We start from the raw sequence: 16,512 nt of genomic DNA on the forward strand, positions 1-16,512 counted from the left end.
CGGGTCGACGATCCAAACCGATTTGCCTAGCCCGCCAAATCGACCTTGGAGGCAACGGTGGAGTCGGCGTTGAGCCGATAGACCACCGGCGCGCCGGTCGCGAGTTCGCGCTTGAGGATCTGCTCCGGCGAAAGCTTCTCCAGCACCATGATCAGCGCGCGCAGCGAATTGCCGTGGGCGGCGATCAGCGTGCGCTGGCCGCGCAGCACGCCGGGCAGGATCTCCTGCACGTAATAGGGCAGCGTGCGCGCCAGCGTATCCTTCAGGCTTTCGCCGCCGGGCGGCGGCACGTCGTAGGAGCGGCGCCAGACCAGGACCTGGTCCTCGCCCCACTTCTTGCGGGCGTCGTCCTTGTTGAGGCCCGAGAGATCGCCGTAGTCGCGCTCATTGAGCGCGAGATTCTTCGTCGTCGGCAGTCCGGTCTGGCCGATCTCGGCGAGCATCAGCTTCAGCGTGTGCTGCGCGCGCGTCAGGTCCGACGTAAAGGCGACGTCGAACAACAGGCCCTGCGCCTTCAGCTTGCGGCCGGCGTCCTTGGCTTCGGCGATGCCCTGCTCGGTGAGATCGGGATCCTTCCACCCGGTGAACAGGTTCTTCAGATTCCATTCGCTCTGACCGTGACGAACGAGCACAAGAAGACGATCACTCATTTCAGATTCCGTTTTCGCTTGGCTGGATTTTATTTTGTCGCCCGATCTCAGTCGTTCAACCCGAGAACGTCGGTCATCGAATACATGCCGGGCTTCTTGCCGTGCGCCCACAGCGCCGCCTTCAGCGCGCCCTGCGCGAACAGCGCGCGGTCCTCGGCATGATGCGACAGCGTGATGCGCTCGGAGGGACCGGCAAAGATCACGCTGTGATCGCCGGCCGCGGTGCCGCCGCGCAGCGATGCAAAGCCGATATCGCCGGCGCGCCGTGCGCCGGTCAGGCCGTCGCGGCCGCGCGCCGAATGCTGCTCCAGCGCGATCTTGCGTCCGGCAGCAGCGGCTTCGCCGAGCATCAAGGCGGTGCCCGACGGCGCATCGATCTTGGACTTGTGGTGCATCTCGAGAATTTCGATATCGAAGCTCTCGTCGAGTGATTGCGCAACGCGCTTGACCAGCGCGGCGAGCAGATTGACGCCGAGGCTCATATTGCCTGATTTCACCACGATGGCGCGGTTGGTCACACTCCGGATCACCGCGTCGTCGGATTGCGACAGGCCGGTGGTGCCGATGACGTGAACAAGGCCGCGCTCGGCCGCGATCGCAACATTGGCGATGGTCGCGGCCGGCACCGTGAAATCCAGGATGCCGTCGGCCGCCGCCGACATCGACCACAGATCGGCCGACAGCTTGACGTCGTTGGCGGGAAGGCCGGCGAGCACGCCGGCATCCTTGCCGAGCAGTTCCGAGCCCGGCGCTTCCAGCGCGCCGACCAGCACTGCCCCCGGGGTTTCGGAAATCACCCGCGTCAGCGTGCGGCCCATCCGGCCGCCGGCTCCCGCAACAATCAGACGCATGTCTGCCATGGCTCACCTCTCACCGCCGTATAAAGCATGATCCGGCAAAGTGGAAACCGGTTTTCCGGAGCAACAACATGCCTGAACGACGGCCATCGGAGCCTTGTTCCGAGCAGCCGAACCGGCGTCCGGGCTACGGGCTGTCGTGCCCCTCGATGATAATCAGGTCGGCGATCGAATGCGGCTGCCGCACCTTGATATTGGCCTGGTATTCCGGCGATTGGTAGCAAGCGAGCGCGGTCGCGTAATCGGGGAATTCGATCACGACGTTGCGCGAGCGGCTCTGGCCCTCCACGCCGGTGAACTTGCCGCCGCGAACGATGAACTTGCCGCCGAATTTCTGGAAGATTGCGGGGTTGGCCGCCATATAGGGCTTGTAGCCCTCCTCATTGTGAACGTCGACGCGTCCAATCCAGTATCCCTTCGCCATCTCTGTTCTCCCCTGTTGTTGGCTCAGGCGAGTGCCTGGGCGATCTCGGCATGAATGGCTTCGGCCGCGGCCTTCGGATCGGCGGCTTCCATCACCGGACGTCCGACCACCAGATAGTCGGCGCCGGCGGCAATGGCGCGGGCCGGCGTCATGATGCGCTTCTGGTCGCCGGTCGCCGAGCCCGCGGGGCGGATGCCCGGTGTCACCAGGTTCATCCGATCGCCCACGATCTTGCGCAGGGCGGCGGCTTCCTCGGGCGAGCTGACGAGGCCGTCGACACCGAGCGCCTGCGCCTGCCTGGCGCGCGCCTCGACGAGATCGGAGACGTTGAGGCGATAGCCCGCCGCGTGCAGGTCGCTGTCGTCGTAGGAGGTCAGCACCGTCACCGCGAGTATCTTCAGGCCGGAGCCGGTACGCGCCTCGACCGCCGCCTTCATGGTCTGCGGGTAGGCATGCACGGTGAGAAAGGTCGCGCCGAGAGCGACGACGCTTTCCACCCCGCGCGCCACCGTGTTGCCGATGTCGTGCAGCTTGAGATCGAGGAAGACCTTCTTGCCGCTGCCTGCAAGCTGCTTCGCCAGCGCGAGGCCACCGGCGTAACCGAGCTGATAGCCGATCTTGTAGAAGGTGACGCTGTCGCCGAGCCTGTCGATCATCGCCTCGGCGCTCGCGACCGACGGCAAATCGAGCGCCACAATCAACCGGTCTCTTGGAGCGATCTTGGCTGGCTGCATGTCACCTCACATCATGCGTTGGGAATGGTCGATCAGCTGCCGCACCAGCGCCCGCATCGTGTCGATGTCGGCCTGATGCTTCAGGCGATCCATGTCGTCATAGGCCTGTTCTGCGAATGACAGCGCGAGCTGGTTCGGGATCACGGTGGCGTAGCACGCGGTCAGGATCAGGCGCAGCGCCGCCAGCGCGCGCGTGCCGCCGAGCCGGTTGCCGGATGCCGCCGCGATCGCGAAGGCGCGGCCATGGAAAACCTGGCCACGGGTCTCGTGCGGATCCTGCACGCGGCTCACCCAGTCGATCGTGTTCTTCACCAGCGCCGGCACCGAGGAATTGTATTCCGGCGTCACGATCAGAACACCATGATGGGCGCCGATCATCCGCTTCAGATTGACGGCATGCTGCGGCACGCCCGATTTGGCCTGCAAATCGCCGTCATAGATCGGCAGCGGAAAATCGCCGAGGGAGATACGGGTGACGTCGGCCCCTGATTGCGCGAGCTCCTGCGCCAGCACAGCGGCGAGCTTCGCGTTGAGCGAGCCTGATCGCAGCGATCCGGGGATCACAAGGATTTTCAGCGCGGACATTTCGAAATCGCGGTTAGGGCACGCGCCCGGCGCGACCACGCAGGGCGAGCATTTTCTTTGAAAATGCTCTTAGCTAATGTTCTGCGCGTATTCCATGCGCAAAACCGGTACCCGCTTTTGCGGAATACGCGTCAGCCCTTGCGATACACCCAGACCCGCGCGGGCGGAAGGTTCATCCAGATCCGCTCGGACGCCTCGGTGGACACGCCGGGCAGCGACTTCGGAATCGGGGGCGCCACCGAATAGGTGAACTGTACGAACGGCGCACCGGGCGCGAGGGCCAGGAAGGCGTCGCGGACCAGCTTCAGGCGGGTCAGCATCGGCTTGGTGACCAGCGGCAGGCCGGAGACCACGGCCGAGGCCGGAGACTTCATGACGTCCCACAACGTATCGCGAAGCCTGTAGGCGTCGCCCTGGACCACCTTGGCCTGCGGATAGCGTTCGCGCAGCAACGCACAGAAGCCGGGATTGTATTCAACCAGGACGAGACGCTTTTGATCGACGCCGTGCTCGATCAGCGCATTGGTGATCGCACCGGTGCCGGGTCCGAGCTCGACAACCGGTCCTTCGGCTTCGGGATCGACATATTGCGCCATGGTGCGCGCGAGCAGCCGCCCGGACGGCATCACCGCGCCCATATGCAGCGGCTTCTCGATCCATGAACGGAGAAAACGAACCTCGTCGTCAAGACGCAGGGGCTTCTTCGACGCACGCACGGACGATTGCAGAGGCATGTCGCTACCAGGCGGGACCGCGCACAATCGAGCGGTTGTCAGAAAACAGTCATAAACACGTATAGATCGAAGTCGTTACGGTCAAGCATAACGACTGCGGCTAGACGGAGCGGCTTCCGAAGAAGTCCTTGACCTTAGAGAAGAAACCCGCTGCCTCCGGTTGCGTTGCCCCGGACGAGAGTTTTTCGAACTCCATCAGCAATTCTTGCTGCTTCTTGGTCAGATTCTGCGGCGTTTCAACCACAACCTGGACATACATGTCGCCGGTCTGGCGCGAGCGGAGCACCGGCATACCCTTTGATGCGATGCGGAATCGGCGGCTGGACTGGGTCCCGGCCGGCACCTTCACCTTGGTCTGGCCCTTGTCGATCGTCGGCACCTCGAACTCGCCGCCGAGGGCTGCGGTCACCATCGAGATCGGCACGCGGCAGTGCAGGTCGGCGCCGTCGCGCTGGAAGAACTGGTGCGTGGTCAGCGACAGGAAGATGTAGAGGTCGCCGGGCGGCCCGCCGCGGACACCGGCCTCGCCTTCGCCGGCGAGACGAATACGGGTGCCATCCTCGACACCCGGAGGAATGTTGACCGACAGCGTGCGCTCGCGCGTCACCCGGCCGGAACCGGCACAGGAGGCGCAGGCGTCCTCGATCATCTGCCCGCGGCCCTGACAGCCGGGGCAGGTCCGCTCCAGCGTGAAGAAGCCCTGGGCCTGCCGGATACGGCCGGCGCCGCCGCAATGCGAGCAGGTCTTCGGCTTGGTGCCGGCCTTGGCGCCGGTGCCGGAGCAGGATTCGCAGGTCACCGAGACCGGGATCTCGATCTGCGCGGTCTTGCCCTGGAAGGCCTCCTCGAGCGTGATCTCCATGTTGTAGCGCAGGTCGGCACCGCGTTCGCGGCCGCCACCGCCGCGGCGCTGCCCGGCCATGCCGAACAGGTCCTCGAAGATGTCGGAGAAGGAGGAGGCGAAGCCGGCGCCGAAGCCGGGACCGCCACCGCCCATGCCCTGCTCGAAAGCGGCATGGCCGAAGCGGTCATAGGCGGCGCGCTTGTCGCCGTCCTTCAGCACCTCATAGGCTTCGTTGATTTCCTTGAACCGGACCTCGCTGGTGGCGTCGCCCGGATTCTTGTCCGGATGCCATTTCATCGCGAGTTTGCGGAAAGCCGATTTCAGCTTGGTCTCGTCCGCGTTCCGCTCGACCTCGAGGGTCTCGTAATAGCAGCGCTTGGTGGACATCCTTCAATTCCGTCCGAAGTTCATCGCGATCGCCAAAGATTGCGCTGAGGATTGCGTCAAGGATTGCGCCTGTCTGGAAGATGCAGCGATCGCCTTAAAGAAAAATGACCCCCACTCCTCCGAGACGCGTCGCGTGCTCTTTGGTGTGAGGGCCATGATCGCAAGCCCGCTTAGGCAGACTTCTTGTTGTTCTTGTCGTCGTCGACCTCGGTGAACTCCGCGTCGACAACGTCATCCTTTGCAGCGTCCTTTGCCGCATCGGCCTCGGCCTGCTGCTTGTACATGGCCTCGCCGAGCTTCATCGAAGCCTGCGCCAGCGTGTTGGTCTTGGCCTTGATCGCCTCGGCGTCGTCGCCCTTCAGCGCTTCCTTGAGGTCGCTGACGGCATCTTCGATTGCGCGACGGTCCGTCTCCGGGATCTTCGAACCGTGCTCGGCCAAAGCCTTCTCGGTCGAATGAACCAGGCCATCGGCATGGTTCTTGGCGTCGACCGCTTCGCGGCGCTTCTTGTCCTCGGCCGCATTGGCCTCGGCGTCCTTGACCATCTTGTCGATGTCGGCCTCGGACAGACCGCCGGATGCCTGGATCCGGATCTGCTGTTCCTTGCCGGTCGCCTTGTCCTTGGCCGAGACGTTGACGATGCCGTTGGCGTCGATGTCGAAGGTCACCTCGATCTGCGGCATGCCGCGCGGAGCCGGCGGAATACCCATCAGATCGAACTGGCCGAGCATCTTGTTGTCGGCCGCCATTTCACGCTCGCCCTGGAAGACGCGGATGGTGACGGCGCCCTGATTGTCTTCGGCCGTCGAGAACACCTGGCTCTTCTTGGTCGGGATCGTGGTGTTGCGGTCGATGATGCGGGTGAACACGCCGCCCAGCGTCTCGATGCCCAGCGACAGCGGGGTCACGTCGAGCAGCAGCACGTCCTTGACGTCGCCCTGCAGCACGCCGGCCTGGATCGCAGCGCCGATCGCGACGACTTCGTCGGGATTGACGCCCTTGTGCGGCTCCTTGCCGAAGAACTGCTTCACCACTTCCTGGATCTTCGGCATGCGGGTCATGCCGCCGACCAGCACCACTTCGCCGATCTCGCCGGCGGTCAGGCCGGCATCCTTCAGCGCCTTGCGGCACGGCTCGATGGTCTTCTCGACGAGGTCGGCCACCAACGCCTCGAACTTGGCGCGGGTCAGCTTCATCGTCAGATGCTTCGGACCGGTCTGGTCGGCCGTGATGAACGGCAGGTTGATTTCGGTCTGCGTGGTCGACGACAGCTCGATCTTGGCCTTCTCAGCGGCTTCCTTGAGGCGCTGCAAAGCGAGCTTGTCGTTGCGCAGGTTGATGCCCTGCTCCTTCTGGAACTCGTCGGCGAGATAGCCGACCAGGCGCATGTCGAAGTCTTCACCACCGAGGAAGGTGTCGCCATTGGTCGACTTCACCTCGAACACGCCGTCGCCGATCTCGAGGATCGAGACGTCGAAGGTGCCGCCGCCGAGATCGTACACGGCGATCGTGCCGGCCTTCGTCTTGTCGAGACCGTAAGCGAGCGCGGCAGCCGTCGGCTCGTTGATGATGCGCAGCACTTCGAGGCCGGCGATCTTGCCGGCATCCTTGGTGGCCTGACGCTGCGCGTCGTTGAAATAGGCAGGAACCGTGATGACGGCCTGATCGACCTTCTGGCCGAGATGCGCCTCAGCGGTCTCCTTCATCTTCTGCAGAATGAAGGCCGAGACCTGCGAGGGCGAATAGGTCTTGCCGTCGGCTTCGACCCAGGCATCGCCGTTCGATGCTTTGACGATCTTGTAGGGAACGAGCTTCTTGTCCTTCTCGACCATCGGGTCGTCATAGCGGCGGCCAATGAGGCGCTTCACCGCAAAGAACGTACGCTCGGGATTGGTCACCGCCTGGCGTTTCGCCGGCTGTCCGACAAGGCGCTCGCCATCGTCGGTGAAAGCAACGATCGACGGCGTCGTTCGCATGCCCTCGGCATTCTCGATCACCTTGGCGTTCTTGCCATCCATCACGGCGACGCACGAATTCGTGGTGCCGAGGTCGATCCCAATGACCTTACCCATGGTTTTGATATCCTCTTTGCTACGGCAGGTTGGTTGGGCCCTGACGGCGCTCCGTACCGAACCCCCAGACGTTCACATACTCGCGATATTGCGACGGTGAGCCTGATATAGGAGAGAGGGTCCTGCCCGCAAGGACTGGACGCAACGTTGAGGCCTGAAAAGACTGACGTTTGAAAGATTGTGTCAGCCCGGCCGCGGCACCGGTTCAAGCCCAGACCAAGTTAACAAATCGGCAAGAATGCCGTCCACCGCGACGTCAGCGCTGTTGAGTGAACGCTCACAAACGTCGTATGCGAGAGCGGCGCACGAGTCGAGGGCGCGCTGTTTGGCCGCTGGCGGCCGCAGGCGGTCGTTCCTGGAAACCTCGGGAAACTGGAAAGTGCCTGCCAGTCAAGGCGAAAAGCCCATGGAATCGAACCGGCTGGCCTGGAGCGGAGATTTGGCGGCCTGTTGCAGGGCCATCAAAACCGCTAAAAGCGGTCCGACTGAAGAGGCCATCCAGCCCTGCACCGGCCCCGTTGCGCGGCCACCAAGCAAAACCGGTAGATCCCCCATGACGCCTTTTCGAGTTCTCGTTGCGGTTGCCTTGCTGATTGCTGCCACCTGTCGTGGCTTTGCCGCCGACGTGGTGTTTCCGCCGGGCGCGCATGTCGGGATGAAACCGCTGGTGGGCCTCGTCCGCGCCAAATCCTTCGTCGGCTTCGAGACCGAGGACCAGGGCGTCAAGGTCCTGATCGCCGACCTGCCCGCGGACGCCTACAACGAGGTCGTGACTGCCTTCAAGGCCAACCCGGCCGGTACCGGAAACATCAAGCCCGAGAGCCTCGAGACGCCGGCCGGCCTCGCCTACTACACCGTGGAGAGCGCCCGCGACGGCGCCAGCAATGTGCGGCGCTATTCCATGATCCTGCCGGGGCCGACCTTCTCCGGCTATGTCGCGGTGCAGGTGCCGGAGAACGCGAGCAAAATCTACACCGACGACGCCGTCCGGCAGATGTTCGCCTCCGCCGAAATCCGCAAGGAGGTGCCGGTCGACGAGCAGCTCGCCATGATGCCGTTCAAGGTCACCGAGCTCAGCAGCTTCAAGAACATCCGCATGCTGGCGCCGGGCGCAGCGCTGCTGATGGCCGACGGCGACGACAAGGGCCTGGAGACCAAGCCCTTCATGCTGCTCGGCGTGATCGCTTCGGCGCCGGCCACGCCCGATGATCGCGGCCGCTTTGCCCAGCAGATCGCCACCACGATCCCCGGCGTGCGCGATGGGCGGATCACCATGTCCGAACCGATCCGGATCGACGGCCAGCCCGGCTTCGAGACCCGGATCGACGCCGTCAGCGGCAAGGACAACACCCCGGTGACCATCGTGCAGTGGCTGCGGTTCGGCGGGCAGACATCGCTGCGGATCATCGGCAGCTCGCCGCGCACCGATTGGGAGACCGCCTTCCCGCGCTTCCGCGCGGTCCGCGACGGCATCCAGCCGCGCGGCTGATCGGCCGTTCGCAAGGCCGGTTGGAAAAATCCCACTTTCGTCGTTCGCCGAACGGAACTAGCCTCCTCGCGCGGTATCAAAGCGAGGAGGGGCGCGATGTTGGATCGACGACAGATAGTTGCAGGCCTCGGCACGTTGGCGCTTGCGACCCTGGTTCCCAGGAATCTCTGGGCCGCTGCGATCAAGCCCGACGAGGGCTCCGCGCTGCTCGTGATCGACGTCCAGAACTGCTTCCTGCCCGGCGGCAGCCTCGCGGTGAAGGACGGCGAGCAGGTGGTGCCTGTCATCAACAAGATCGCCAAGAGCTTTGCCAATGTGGTGATGACGCAGGACTGGCATACGCCCGGACACGTCTCGTTTGCCTCGGTCCATGCCGGCAAGAAGCCGTTCGAGACCATCGACCTCGCCTACGGCAAGCAGGTGCTGTGGCCCGACCACTGCGTGCAGGGCACCGACGGCGCCTCGCTGTCGAAGGATCTCGCGATCCCGCAGGCCGAGCTGATCATCCGCAAGGGTTTTCACAAGGACGTCGACAGCTACTCCGCCTTCACCGAAGCCGACGGCAAGACCACCACCGGGCTTGCCGCCTATCTGAAGGCGCGCAATGTCGAGCGGGTTTTCGTGGCCGGGCTCGCCACCGATTTCTGCGTGGCATGGACCGCGCTCGATGCGCGCAAGGCCGGCTTCGAAACCTATGTCGTAGAGGACGCCTGCCGCGGCATCGACACCCAGGGGTCGCTGGCCAAGGCCTGGACCGACATGGACAAGGCCGGTGTCAAGCGGATCCAGTCGTCCGATATCGGGTAAGTCGCGGCCTCGCGCGAGATTCGCATGGCCGAGTTTGAGGCCCCCGTCGCATTCGACTTCGCGCGACGCCCGCCGTCGCCGCGCATGGCAGGCCTGATTGTCGGAATTACAGGTTACCGCGAGACGGCGGCAGGCCACTTCTTCCACCGTCAGACCGCACCGCTGATCGTGCCGTTGATCATCAGCTTCGGCTCGCCCTATCTAATCGCGCTCGCGCGTCGGCCTGGACCATCCGACCGTCAGCTGAGCTTCACGGCCGGACTGCACGCCGGACCCGTCAACATCGAGTCCGACGGCTGCGCCGAATCCGTGCAGGTGGATTTCACGCCGCTTGGCGCCTATCGCTTCTTCGGCGGCGCCATTGCCGAGCTCACCGGGCGCATGGTCGATCTTGGTGATGTGCTGGGCCGCGATGGGCGGCGGCTGCGCGAGCAAATCGGCGCTGTACCGTGCTGGCGGCGCCGCTTCGACCTGATTGAGGATTTCGTACTTCGCCGCCTCGGCCGCGGGCCGTCCGAGGAAGTCGCGTTCGCTTATCGAATGTTGGCGCGATCGGGCGGCACCGCCCGGATCACGGCGATCGCTTCGGAGATCGGTTGGAGCCGTAAACACCTCGCTGGCCGGTTTCGATCCGAGCTCGGCCTCGCGCCCAAGCCGGTGGCGCGCATGATGCGCTTTCATCAGGCTTGCCGGCTTGCGCAGTCTGGCGCAGCCGACGGCTGGGCCACAATCGCTGCCGAGAGCGGCTACGCCGATCAAGCCCATCTCGCTCGCGAGTTCGTCGAGTTTGCCGGGGAACCACCGACCGCCTGGGCACGCCGCCTGACGCAGTCCGACAGCCGGCTCTCCCATTCCGGCGAGCTGCTGTCGGACTGGTAACAAACCTTCAAGCCGAAGCCGGATTGCCTCGTGCAGAGTGGCGCCATCAGCCAAGGAGATGAGCCCCCATGACGCACGACATCGAACCGCCCCGCATCTACCCGACCCTGCGCTGCAAGGACGCCGAGGCGATGATCGGCTGGCTCAAGACAGTGATCGGATTCACCGAGCACGTGGTCTACCGCGACGGCGGCGTGATCCACCATGCCGAGCTTGCCTACGGTTCCTCGATGCTGATGCTGGGGCAGAGCCGCGACGATGCCTATGGCAGGCTGGTCGGCGATGTCACCGGCCGCCGCACCGATTCAATCTACATCGCCGTCGACGATCCCGACGCCCTGCATGCGAAGGCCAGGGCGGCGGGTGCAAAGATCGAAATGGAACTGCGTGATACCGACTACGGCAGCCGCGATTTCGCCTGCCGTGACCCGGAAGGAAATCTCTGGAGCTTCGGCACCTATTGGCCGAAGGCTCATGAGAAGCCGCTGGCGTGACACGACAGCAGCAAGCTCACAGCTTCAGGCCCGGCGTCGAAGCAATCAGACCGTGATGTCGGCGCTCGGAGCGGCCTTGGCGCCGCCCTTGGAGACGCCGACCAGCGCCGGACGCAGGATGCGATCGCCGATCATGTAGCCGGCCTGCACGACCTGCACCACCGTGCCCGACGGCACCGAGGTGTCAGGCACCTCAAACATCGCCTGCTGGAAGTTCGGATCGAACTTCTCGCCGATCGGATCGAACTTCTTCACGCCGTTCTTCTCCAGCGCGTTGAGCAGCGACCGCTCGGTCAGCTCGACGCCTTCGATCAGCGCCTTCAGGCCGGGATCGGCGGCTTCCTTGGTCTCGGCCGGCACCGCGTCGAGCGCGCGCTGCAGATTGTCGGCGATATCGAGCACGTCGCGGGCGAAGCCGGTGATGCCGTAGGTCTTGGCGTCGGCAACCTCGCGGCGGGTGCGCTGACGGAGGTTCTCCATCTCGGCCAGCGTGCGCAGCGTGCGGTCCTTCGCCTCGGCGAGTTCCTTGGCCAGCGCCTCGGCCGATCCCACCTCGGGATCGTCGGGCATGATGTAGGGCTTCGAAACCACGGGCTCACCCGTCGGCGCCGAATTCTCGGTGTTGTCATTGGCCCGGTTCGGATCGGTCATGGCTTGCCTTCTCGAAAACTCGCGTCGGTTCAAATCTTGGGGATTGCTTGCCGGGATATCGTGCTTTGGGCGGCGAAAATCAAGCGTAACATACCGGCTCCGGGAACAGGCACCTCCGGCTTGGGCAACGAAAACCCGTCAAATGAAAGCGAAATCCGCTCCGGTCAGCCGCCCAGCATCTTGCTGACGATGCGCGCGGCATAATCCACGGTCGGAATCACCCGCGCATAGTTCAGCCGCGTCGGCCCGATCACGCCGAGCACGCCGACGATCCGGCCCTGGGCGTCGCCGTAGGGCGCGATGATGGTGGAGGAACCCGACAGCGAGAACAGCTTGTTCTCCGAGCCGATAAAGATCCGCACGCCCTCGCCGCGCTCGGCACGGCCGAGCAGATCGATCACGCCGCGCTTGGTCTCGAGATCGTCGAACAGCGACTTGATGCGCTCAAGATCGTCCAGCGCATGCAGATCCTCGAGCAGATTGGCGTGGCCGCGCACGATCAGCTGGCGGTCCTCGTTCGCGCCGCCGGACCAGCTCGCGATGCCGGCCGCGACGACCTTTTGCGTGAGCTGATCAAGCTCGGCGCGGTTTTGCGTCAATGCCGTCTCGAGCTCGAGCCGCGCTTCGGCCAGCGTCCGGCCGCGGATCCGCGCATTGAGGAAATTGGTCGCTTCGGTCAGGGCCGAGGACGGCACGCCCGGCGGCAGCGCCAGCACCCGGTTTTCGACCTGGCCGTCTTCGCCGACCAGCACGACCAGCGCCTTCTCCGGCTCCAGCCGCACGAATTCAATGTGCTTCAACCGCGCATTCGACTTCTGCGTCAGCACCACAGCCGCGGCACGGGTCAGCCCCGACAGCCGCGTCAGCGCTTCGCCAAGCGCCGCCTCGACCGACTGCGCGCGATCGACGGCCGCCAGCTGGGTCTGGATCGATTGCCGTTCGGCCTCGGTGAGGTCGCCGACCTGCATCAGGGCGTCGACGAAGAAACGCAGGCCGAGTTCGGTCGGCAACCGGCCCGCCGAGGTGTGCGGCGCATAGATCAGGCCGAGCTGCTCGAGGTCCGACATCACATTGCGGACCGAGGCCGGCGACAGCGGTAATGCGATCAGGCGCGAGATATTGCGCGAGCCGACCGGCTCGCCGGTCGCGAGATAGCTTTCGACGATTTGACGAAAAATGTCGCGCGACCGCTCATTGAGCTGGGCGAGCCCGGCATGCGGCGCGATCAGGCCGATCGGATCGTGATGAGTCACACTCCAGTCCCTCACAATTGCTGTCTAATTTGTCGATCCGGGAGGCCGGTGACAAGCATGCATTCACCCCCTTGATACCGGGACGTTACCGGGGCCGAAAACCCTTGCCGCTGCCCCTTCCCCCTCCTACAAGCACGGCCAACTCATTTTCTCGGAATTCTGGAGGATTTCCAATGCGGCCAAGCCGCCGTGCGCCCGATGAACTGCGTCCCGTGTCGCTGGAACGCGGCGTCGTCAAATATGCCGAGGGTTCCTGCATGGTGAAGTTCGGCGACACCCATGTGCTGGTGACCGCCACGCTGGAAGAGCGGTTGCCGCCGTGGCTGAAGGGCCAGGGCCGCGGCTGGGTTACCGCCGAATACGGCATGCTGCCGCGCGCCACCCTGGAACGCACGCGCCGCGAGGCCTCCGCCGGCAAGCAGGGCGGCCGCACGGTCGAGATCCAGCGGCTGATCGGCCGCTCGCTGCGCGCGGCCGTCGACCTCGAGGCGCTCGGCGAGCGCCAGATCACGGTCGATTGCGACGTTATCCAGGCCGATGGCGGCACCCGCACCGCCTCGATCACCGGTGCCTGGGTGGCGCTGGCCGACTGCATCAACTGGATGAAGACCCGCAACATGCTGAAGAGCAACGTGTTGCGCGACAACGTGGCGGCGATCTCCTGCGGCATCTACCAGGGCACGCCGGTGCTCGATCTCGACTATGCCGAGGACTCCGAGGCGGACACCGACGCCAATTTCGTCATGACCGGCGACGGCCGCATCATCGAGGTGCAGGGCACCGCCGAGAAGACACCGTTCTCGGAAGGTGAATTCCTGGCGCTGATGGCACTGGCGCGCAAAGGTGTCGCGCGTCTGGTCGACTTGCAAAAGATCGCGGTGGCGTAGTCAGATTGGCCATGCATCGCCGAATCACCGGAAGGCTCGTCATCGCCACCCATAATCCCGGCAAGCTTGCCGAGATGCGGGAACTGCTGGCGCCGCACGGCGTGGAGGCGGTGTCGGCCGGCGAGCTCGGGCTCGCCGAGCCCGACGAGACCGGCGACAACTTTCGCGCCAATGCGGCGATCAAGGCCATCGCGGCCGCGAAGGCCTCTGGACTGCCGGCCTTCGCCGACGATTCCGGCCTCGTGGTCGACGCGCTCGACGGCGCACCCGGGATCTACTCGGCGCGCTGGGCCGGCGAGGGCAAGGACTTCAAGGCGGCGATGACGCGGATCGAGCGCTTGCTGCAGGAGCGCGGCGCCATCGCGCCGGACCAGCGCAGGGCGCACTTCGTCTCCGCGCTGTGCGTGGCCTGGCCCGACGATCACCTCGAAGAGGTCGAGGCCCGTGCCGATGGAACCCTGGTCTGGCCGCCGCGCGGCACCGCCGGATTCGGCTATGATCCGGCTTTCCTGCCCGACGGCTACACGCGGACCTTTGGCGAGATGAGCAGCATCGAGAAGCACGGCCTGCCGCCGCTCGGGCTCGGCCTGTCGCATCGCGCCCGCGCCTTCGTGAAGCTCGCGGAGATCTGCCTTGAGCCACGCTGAACGAGAAGCTTTCGGCGTCTACGTGCACTGGCCGTTCTGCCTGTCGAAATGCCCGTATTGCGATTTCAACAGCCACGTCCGGCACGCGCCGGTCGACGAGGCGCGCTTCGTGCGCGCGTTCGCCCGCGAGATCGAGACCACGGCCGCGCGGGTGCCGGGACGCGAAGTGTCGTCGATCTTCCTCGGCGGCGGCACGCCTTCGCTGATGCAGCCGCAGACCGTCGGCGCCGTGCTCGATGCGATCGGCAAGCACTGGCAGGTCTCGCGCGATGTCGAGGTAACGCTCGAGGCCAATCCGACCAGCGTCGAGGCGACGCGCTTTCGCGGCTATCGTGCAGCCGGCGTCAACCGCGTCTCGCTCGGCGTACAGGCACTGGACGATGTTTCGCTGAAGGCATTGGGCCGCCTGCATACCGCGCGCGAGGCGCTCGACGCGGTTGCGATCGCGCGCTCCGCGTTCGACCGCTACTCGTTCGATCTGATTTATGCGCGGCCCGACCAGACGCCGCAAATGTGGGCGGATGAATTGAAGCAGGCGATCTCGGAAGCGGCCGAGCATCTGTCGCTCTATCAGCTCACGATCGAGGAAGGCACGCCGTTCTTCGGGCTGCATGCCGCCGGCAAATTGCAGACCCCGGACGAAGCGACCGCGCGCGCGCTCTACGACGTGACGCAGGAGGTCTGCACCCGCGAGGGATTGCCGGCCTACGAGATCTCCAACCACGCCCGCACCGGCGCCGAGTGCAAGCACAACCTCGTCTATTGGCGCGGCGAGCAATATGCCGGTATCGGCCCCGGCGCGCATGGAAGGCTCGACATCGACGGCGTCAGGCACGCGACCGCGACCGAGCGGCGCCCCGAGGCCTGGCTGTTGAACGTCGAGGAGCGCGGTCATGGCGTCGTCACCGATGACAGCCTCAACAGCGAAGAACGCGCCGACGAATTCCTCTTGATGGGGCTGCGGCTCGCCGAGGGCATCGATCCCCAGCGCTATGCGAAGCTCTCCGGCCGAAAGCTCGATCCGCACCGGATCGCGATGCTGCGCGAGGAAGGCGCGATCGCCGTCGATGCCGACGGAAGGCTGCGCGTGACGAAGTCGGGATTTCCGGTGCTAGACGCCGTCGTCGCGGATCTCGCGGCCTAGAGCAGATTCTGATCAGACACGGTCATAACCGGCTGCGGCGAAGAAGTTCAGGCACTCTTGGGCGGTGAAGGCGGTCAGGGCGGTGGCAATAGCGTTGTCCAAAGCCTCGATTGATCTGGCGGCGGCCTTTCGAAGTGCGGCTTTGAGCTTGGCGAAGGCCATTTCGATCGGATTGAGGTCGGGCGAATAAGGCGGCAAATAGAGGAGCTGGGCGCCCACGGCATCGATTGCGATGCCGACCTCGGCGCGCTTGTGTGCTGCGAGATTGTCCATCACCACGATGTCGCCGGGCCTGAGTGTCGGCACGAGGACTTGCGTCACGTAAGCCTCGAACGCCAGACCATCCATGGGACCGTCAAGGACCATCGGCGCAGTCATGCCGGTCGCTCTGAGCGCGCCGACGAAGGTCGTCGTCTTCCAATGACCATGCGGGAGCGCTGCGACACAGCGCTGGCCGTACGGCGAGCGGCCATAGCGCCGCGCCATCTTGGTCGAGGCTCCCGTCTCGTCGATAAACACCAACCGATGGATGCCGATCTCAGGCTGAGATGCCTTCCACGCCGCGCGTTCAGCGGCCACGTCCGGCCGATCCTGCTCGCTGGCGTGCGATGTTTTTTTTGAACGTGATGTTGCGGCGATCGAAGAATCGCCAGACCACGCTCGGCACGAAACGCTCGCCGTGGACTTTGAGGAGATGGTCAGCGATCTCGGCCAGCGTCATGTCAGGCGTAGCCTTGACCAGGGAGAGGATCTCCGCAGCATGACCCTCGATCCGAGCTGAACGTCTGTCTCCGCCCTGCGCTCCCGCCTCACAAGCGCCGGTGCTGCGCCATTCGTTGACCAGTTCGATCGCTGTCGATGGCGCTACGCCGAACCGGCCGGCGGCGCCCCGACAGCTCATGCCTTCCTCTTCCACAGCCCGAATAATGCGAAGGCGAAGGTCCGGCGAGAGCGGCTTAGCCATGGGGGCTGGC

At 64.8% G+C, this 16,512-nt stretch carries 18 protein-coding genes; 7 read left to right on the forward strand and 11 right to left on the reverse strand.

All coding sequences use genetic code 11. The features are described 5' to 3' along the window. Positions 1–26: 26 nt before the first annotated feature. From HU230_RS33190 to dnaK, 8 genes are all read right to left on the reverse strand, one after another. Positions 27–650 (reverse strand): 2,3-bisphosphoglycerate-dependent phosphoglycerate mutase, encoded by a 624-nt coding sequence (locus HU230_RS33190; protein ID WP_176534559.1) that lies wholly within the window; start codon positions 648–650, stop codon positions 27–29. Positions 651–697: 47 nt separating this feature from the next. Beyond that, entirely contained in the window at positions 698–1,510 is an 813-nt protein-coding gene (dapB, locus tag HU230_RS33195) for a 4-hydroxy-tetrahydrodipicolinate reductase (protein WP_176534558.1), read from the reverse strand. Between the two features lie 124 nt (positions 1,511–1,634). Continuing rightward, complete coding sequence (locus tag HU230_RS33200) at positions 1,635–1,931, reverse strand: DUF1330 domain-containing protein (protein WP_057020363.1); 297 nt, start codon at positions 1,929–1,931, stop codon at positions 1,635–1,637. A gap of 23 nt (positions 1,932–1,954) precedes the next feature. Next, positions 1,955–2,665, reverse strand: coding sequence for an orotidine-5'-phosphate decarboxylase (gene pyrF / locus HU230_RS33205; protein WP_176534557.1), 711 nt, complete (start codon positions 2,663–2,665; stop codon positions 1,955–1,957). Positions 2,666–2,671: 6 nt separating this feature from the next. Next, positions 2,672–3,250, reverse strand: coding sequence for an NADPH-dependent FMN reductase (locus HU230_RS33210; RefSeq protein WP_176534556.1), 579 nt, complete (start codon positions 3,248–3,250; stop codon positions 2,672–2,674). A 131-nt stretch (positions 3,251–3,381) separates the two neighbouring features. Then, positions 3,382–3,984 (reverse strand): class I SAM-dependent methyltransferase, encoded by a 603-nt coding sequence (locus HU230_RS33215; RefSeq protein WP_092120946.1) that lies wholly within the window; start codon positions 3,982–3,984, stop codon positions 3,382–3,384. 100 nt (positions 3,985–4,084) lie between these two features. Next, the gene (gene dnaJ, locus HU230_RS33220) at positions 4,085–5,215 is read right to left on the reverse strand and encodes a molecular chaperone DnaJ (RefSeq protein ID WP_176534555.1); all 1,131 of its coding nucleotides are present in this window, start codon (positions 5,213–5,215) and stop codon (positions 4,085–4,087) included. Positions 5,216–5,385: 170 nt separating this feature from the next. Then, complete coding sequence (gene dnaK, locus HU230_RS33225; RefSeq protein ID WP_097671378.1) at positions 5,386–7,287, reverse strand: molecular chaperone DnaK; 1,902 nt, start codon at positions 7,285–7,287, stop codon at positions 5,386–5,388. Positions 7,288–7,840: 553 nt separating this feature from the next. Here dnaK and HU230_RS33230 point away from each other — a divergent pair. The 4 genes from HU230_RS33230 (at position 7,841) to HU230_RS33245 (ending at position 10,956) form a co-directional block, all read left to right on the forward strand. After that, complete coding sequence (locus tag HU230_RS33230; protein ID WP_176534554.1) at positions 7,841–8,776, forward strand: hypothetical protein; 936 nt, start codon at positions 7,841–7,843, stop codon at positions 8,774–8,776. 96 nt (positions 8,777–8,872) lie between these two features. Further along, positions 8,873–9,583: a bifunctional nicotinamidase/pyrazinamidase gene (gene pncA / locus HU230_RS33235; protein ID WP_176534553.1), complete on the forward strand. Its 711-nt coding sequence runs from the start codon at positions 8,873–8,875 to the stop codon at positions 9,581–9,583. 24 nt (positions 9,584–9,607) lie between these two features. Then, positions 9,608–10,462, forward strand: coding sequence for a helix-turn-helix domain-containing protein (locus HU230_RS33240; RefSeq protein WP_176534552.1), 855 nt, complete (start codon positions 9,608–9,610; stop codon positions 10,460–10,462). 68 nt (positions 10,463–10,530) lie between these two features. Then, entirely contained in the window at positions 10,531–10,956 is a 426-nt protein-coding gene (locus HU230_RS33245) for a VOC family protein (protein ID WP_176534551.1), read from the forward strand. A gap of 45 nt (positions 10,957–11,001) precedes the next feature. Here the strand turns inward: HU230_RS33245 and grpE are convergent, their stop codons facing one another. Together grpE and hrcA are read right to left on the reverse strand one after the other, a co-directional pair. After that, positions 11,002–11,607, reverse strand: coding sequence for a nucleotide exchange factor GrpE (gene grpE, locus HU230_RS33250; protein WP_176534550.1), 606 nt, complete (start codon positions 11,605–11,607; stop codon positions 11,002–11,004). 164 nt (positions 11,608–11,771) lie between these two features. Next, a complete protein-coding gene (gene hrcA, locus HU230_RS33255; RefSeq protein WP_092120971.1) occupies positions 11,772–12,860 on the reverse strand; it encodes a heat-inducible transcriptional repressor HrcA in 1,089 nt (362 codons plus the stop codon). A 173-nt stretch (positions 12,861–13,033) separates the two neighbouring features. On the opposite strand from hrcA, the gene rph reads away from it, so the two are divergent. Genes rph through hemW form a run of 3 tightly spaced genes read left to right on the forward strand, consistent with a single transcriptional unit; the run spans position 13,034 to position 15,538 of the window. Then, on the forward strand, positions 13,034–13,747 hold the full coding sequence (gene rph, locus HU230_RS33260; protein WP_176534549.1) for a ribonuclease PH: 714 nt from the start codon (positions 13,034–13,036) through the stop codon (positions 13,745–13,747). Positions 13,748–13,758: 11 nt separating this feature from the next. Continuing rightward, positions 13,759–14,394, forward strand: coding sequence for an RdgB/HAM1 family non-canonical purine NTP pyrophosphatase (rdgB, locus tag HU230_RS33265; protein ID WP_176534548.1), 636 nt, complete (start codon positions 13,759–13,761; stop codon positions 14,392–14,394). Beyond that, entirely contained in the window at positions 14,381–15,538 is a 1,158-nt protein-coding gene (hemW, locus tag HU230_RS33270; RefSeq protein ID WP_176534547.1) for a radical SAM family heme chaperone HemW, read from the forward strand. The genes rdgB and hemW overlap by 14 nt, the downstream gene beginning before the upstream one ends. A gap of 12 nt (positions 15,539–15,550) precedes the next feature. Here the strand turns inward: hemW and HU230_RS33275 are convergent. Then, positions 15,551–16,502 (reverse strand): IS630 family transposase gene (locus HU230_RS33275; protein WP_176528729.1). Its coding sequence is split into 2 segments (ribosomal slippage): positions 15,551–16,163 and positions 16,162–16,502, totalling 954 coding nucleotides; the frame shifts between segments, so codons are not numbered across the junction. Positions 16,503–16,512 lie beyond the last annotated feature (10 nt).

Source organism: Bradyrhizobium quebecense (assembly GCF_013373795.3).
Classification (GTDB): domain Bacteria; phylum Pseudomonadota; class Alphaproteobacteria; order Rhizobiales; family Xanthobacteraceae; genus Bradyrhizobium; species Bradyrhizobium quebecense.

Coding starts and splice junctions, on each gene's coding strand:
- HU230_RS33190 (WP_176534559.1), bottom strand. CDS start 650: ATGAGTGATCGTCTTCTTGTGCTCGTTCGTCACGGTCAGAGCGAATGG.
- dapB (WP_176534558.1), bottom strand. CDS start 1,510: ATGGCAGACATGCGTCTGATTGTTGCGGGAGCCGGCGGCCGGATGGGC.
- HU230_RS33200 (WP_057020363.1), bottom strand. CDS start 1,931: ATGGCGAAGGGATACTGGATTGGACGCGTCGACGTTCACAATGAGGAG.
- pyrF (WP_176534557.1), bottom strand. CDS start 2,665: ATGCAGCCAGCCAAGATCGCTCCAAGAGACCGGTTGATTGTGGCGCTC.
- HU230_RS33210 (WP_176534556.1), bottom strand. CDS start 3,250: ATGTCCGCGCTGAAAATCCTTGTGATCCCCGGATCGCTGCGATCAGGC.
- HU230_RS33215 (WP_092120946.1), bottom strand. CDS start 3,984: ATGCCTCTGCAATCGTCCGTGCGTGCGTCGAAGAAGCCCCTGCGTCTT.
- dnaJ (WP_176534555.1), bottom strand. CDS start 5,215: ATGTCCACCAAGCGCTGCTATTACGAGACCCTCGAGGTCGAGCGGAAC.
- dnaK (WP_097671378.1), bottom strand. CDS start 7,287: ATGGGTAAGGTCATTGGGATCGACCTCGGCACCACGAATTCGTGCGTC.
- HU230_RS33230 (WP_176534554.1), top strand. CDS start 7,841: ATGACGCCTTTTCGAGTTCTCGTTGCGGTTGCCTTGCTGATTGCTGCC.
- pncA (WP_176534553.1), top strand. CDS start 8,873: ATGTTGGATCGACGACAGATAGTTGCAGGCCTCGGCACGTTGGCGCTT.
- HU230_RS33240 (WP_176534552.1), top strand. CDS start 9,608: ATGGCCGAGTTTGAGGCCCCCGTCGCATTCGACTTCGCGCGACGCCCG.
- HU230_RS33245 (WP_176534551.1), top strand. CDS start 10,531: ATGACGCACGACATCGAACCGCCCCGCATCTACCCGACCCTGCGCTGC.
- grpE (WP_176534550.1), bottom strand. CDS start 11,607: ATGACCGATCCGAACCGGGCCAATGACAACACCGAGAATTCGGCGCCG.
- rph (WP_176534549.1), top strand. CDS start 13,034: ATGCGGCCAAGCCGCCGTGCGCCCGATGAACTGCGTCCCGTGTCGCTG.
- rdgB (WP_176534548.1), top strand. CDS start 13,759: ATGCATCGCCGAATCACCGGAAGGCTCGTCATCGCCACCCATAATCCC.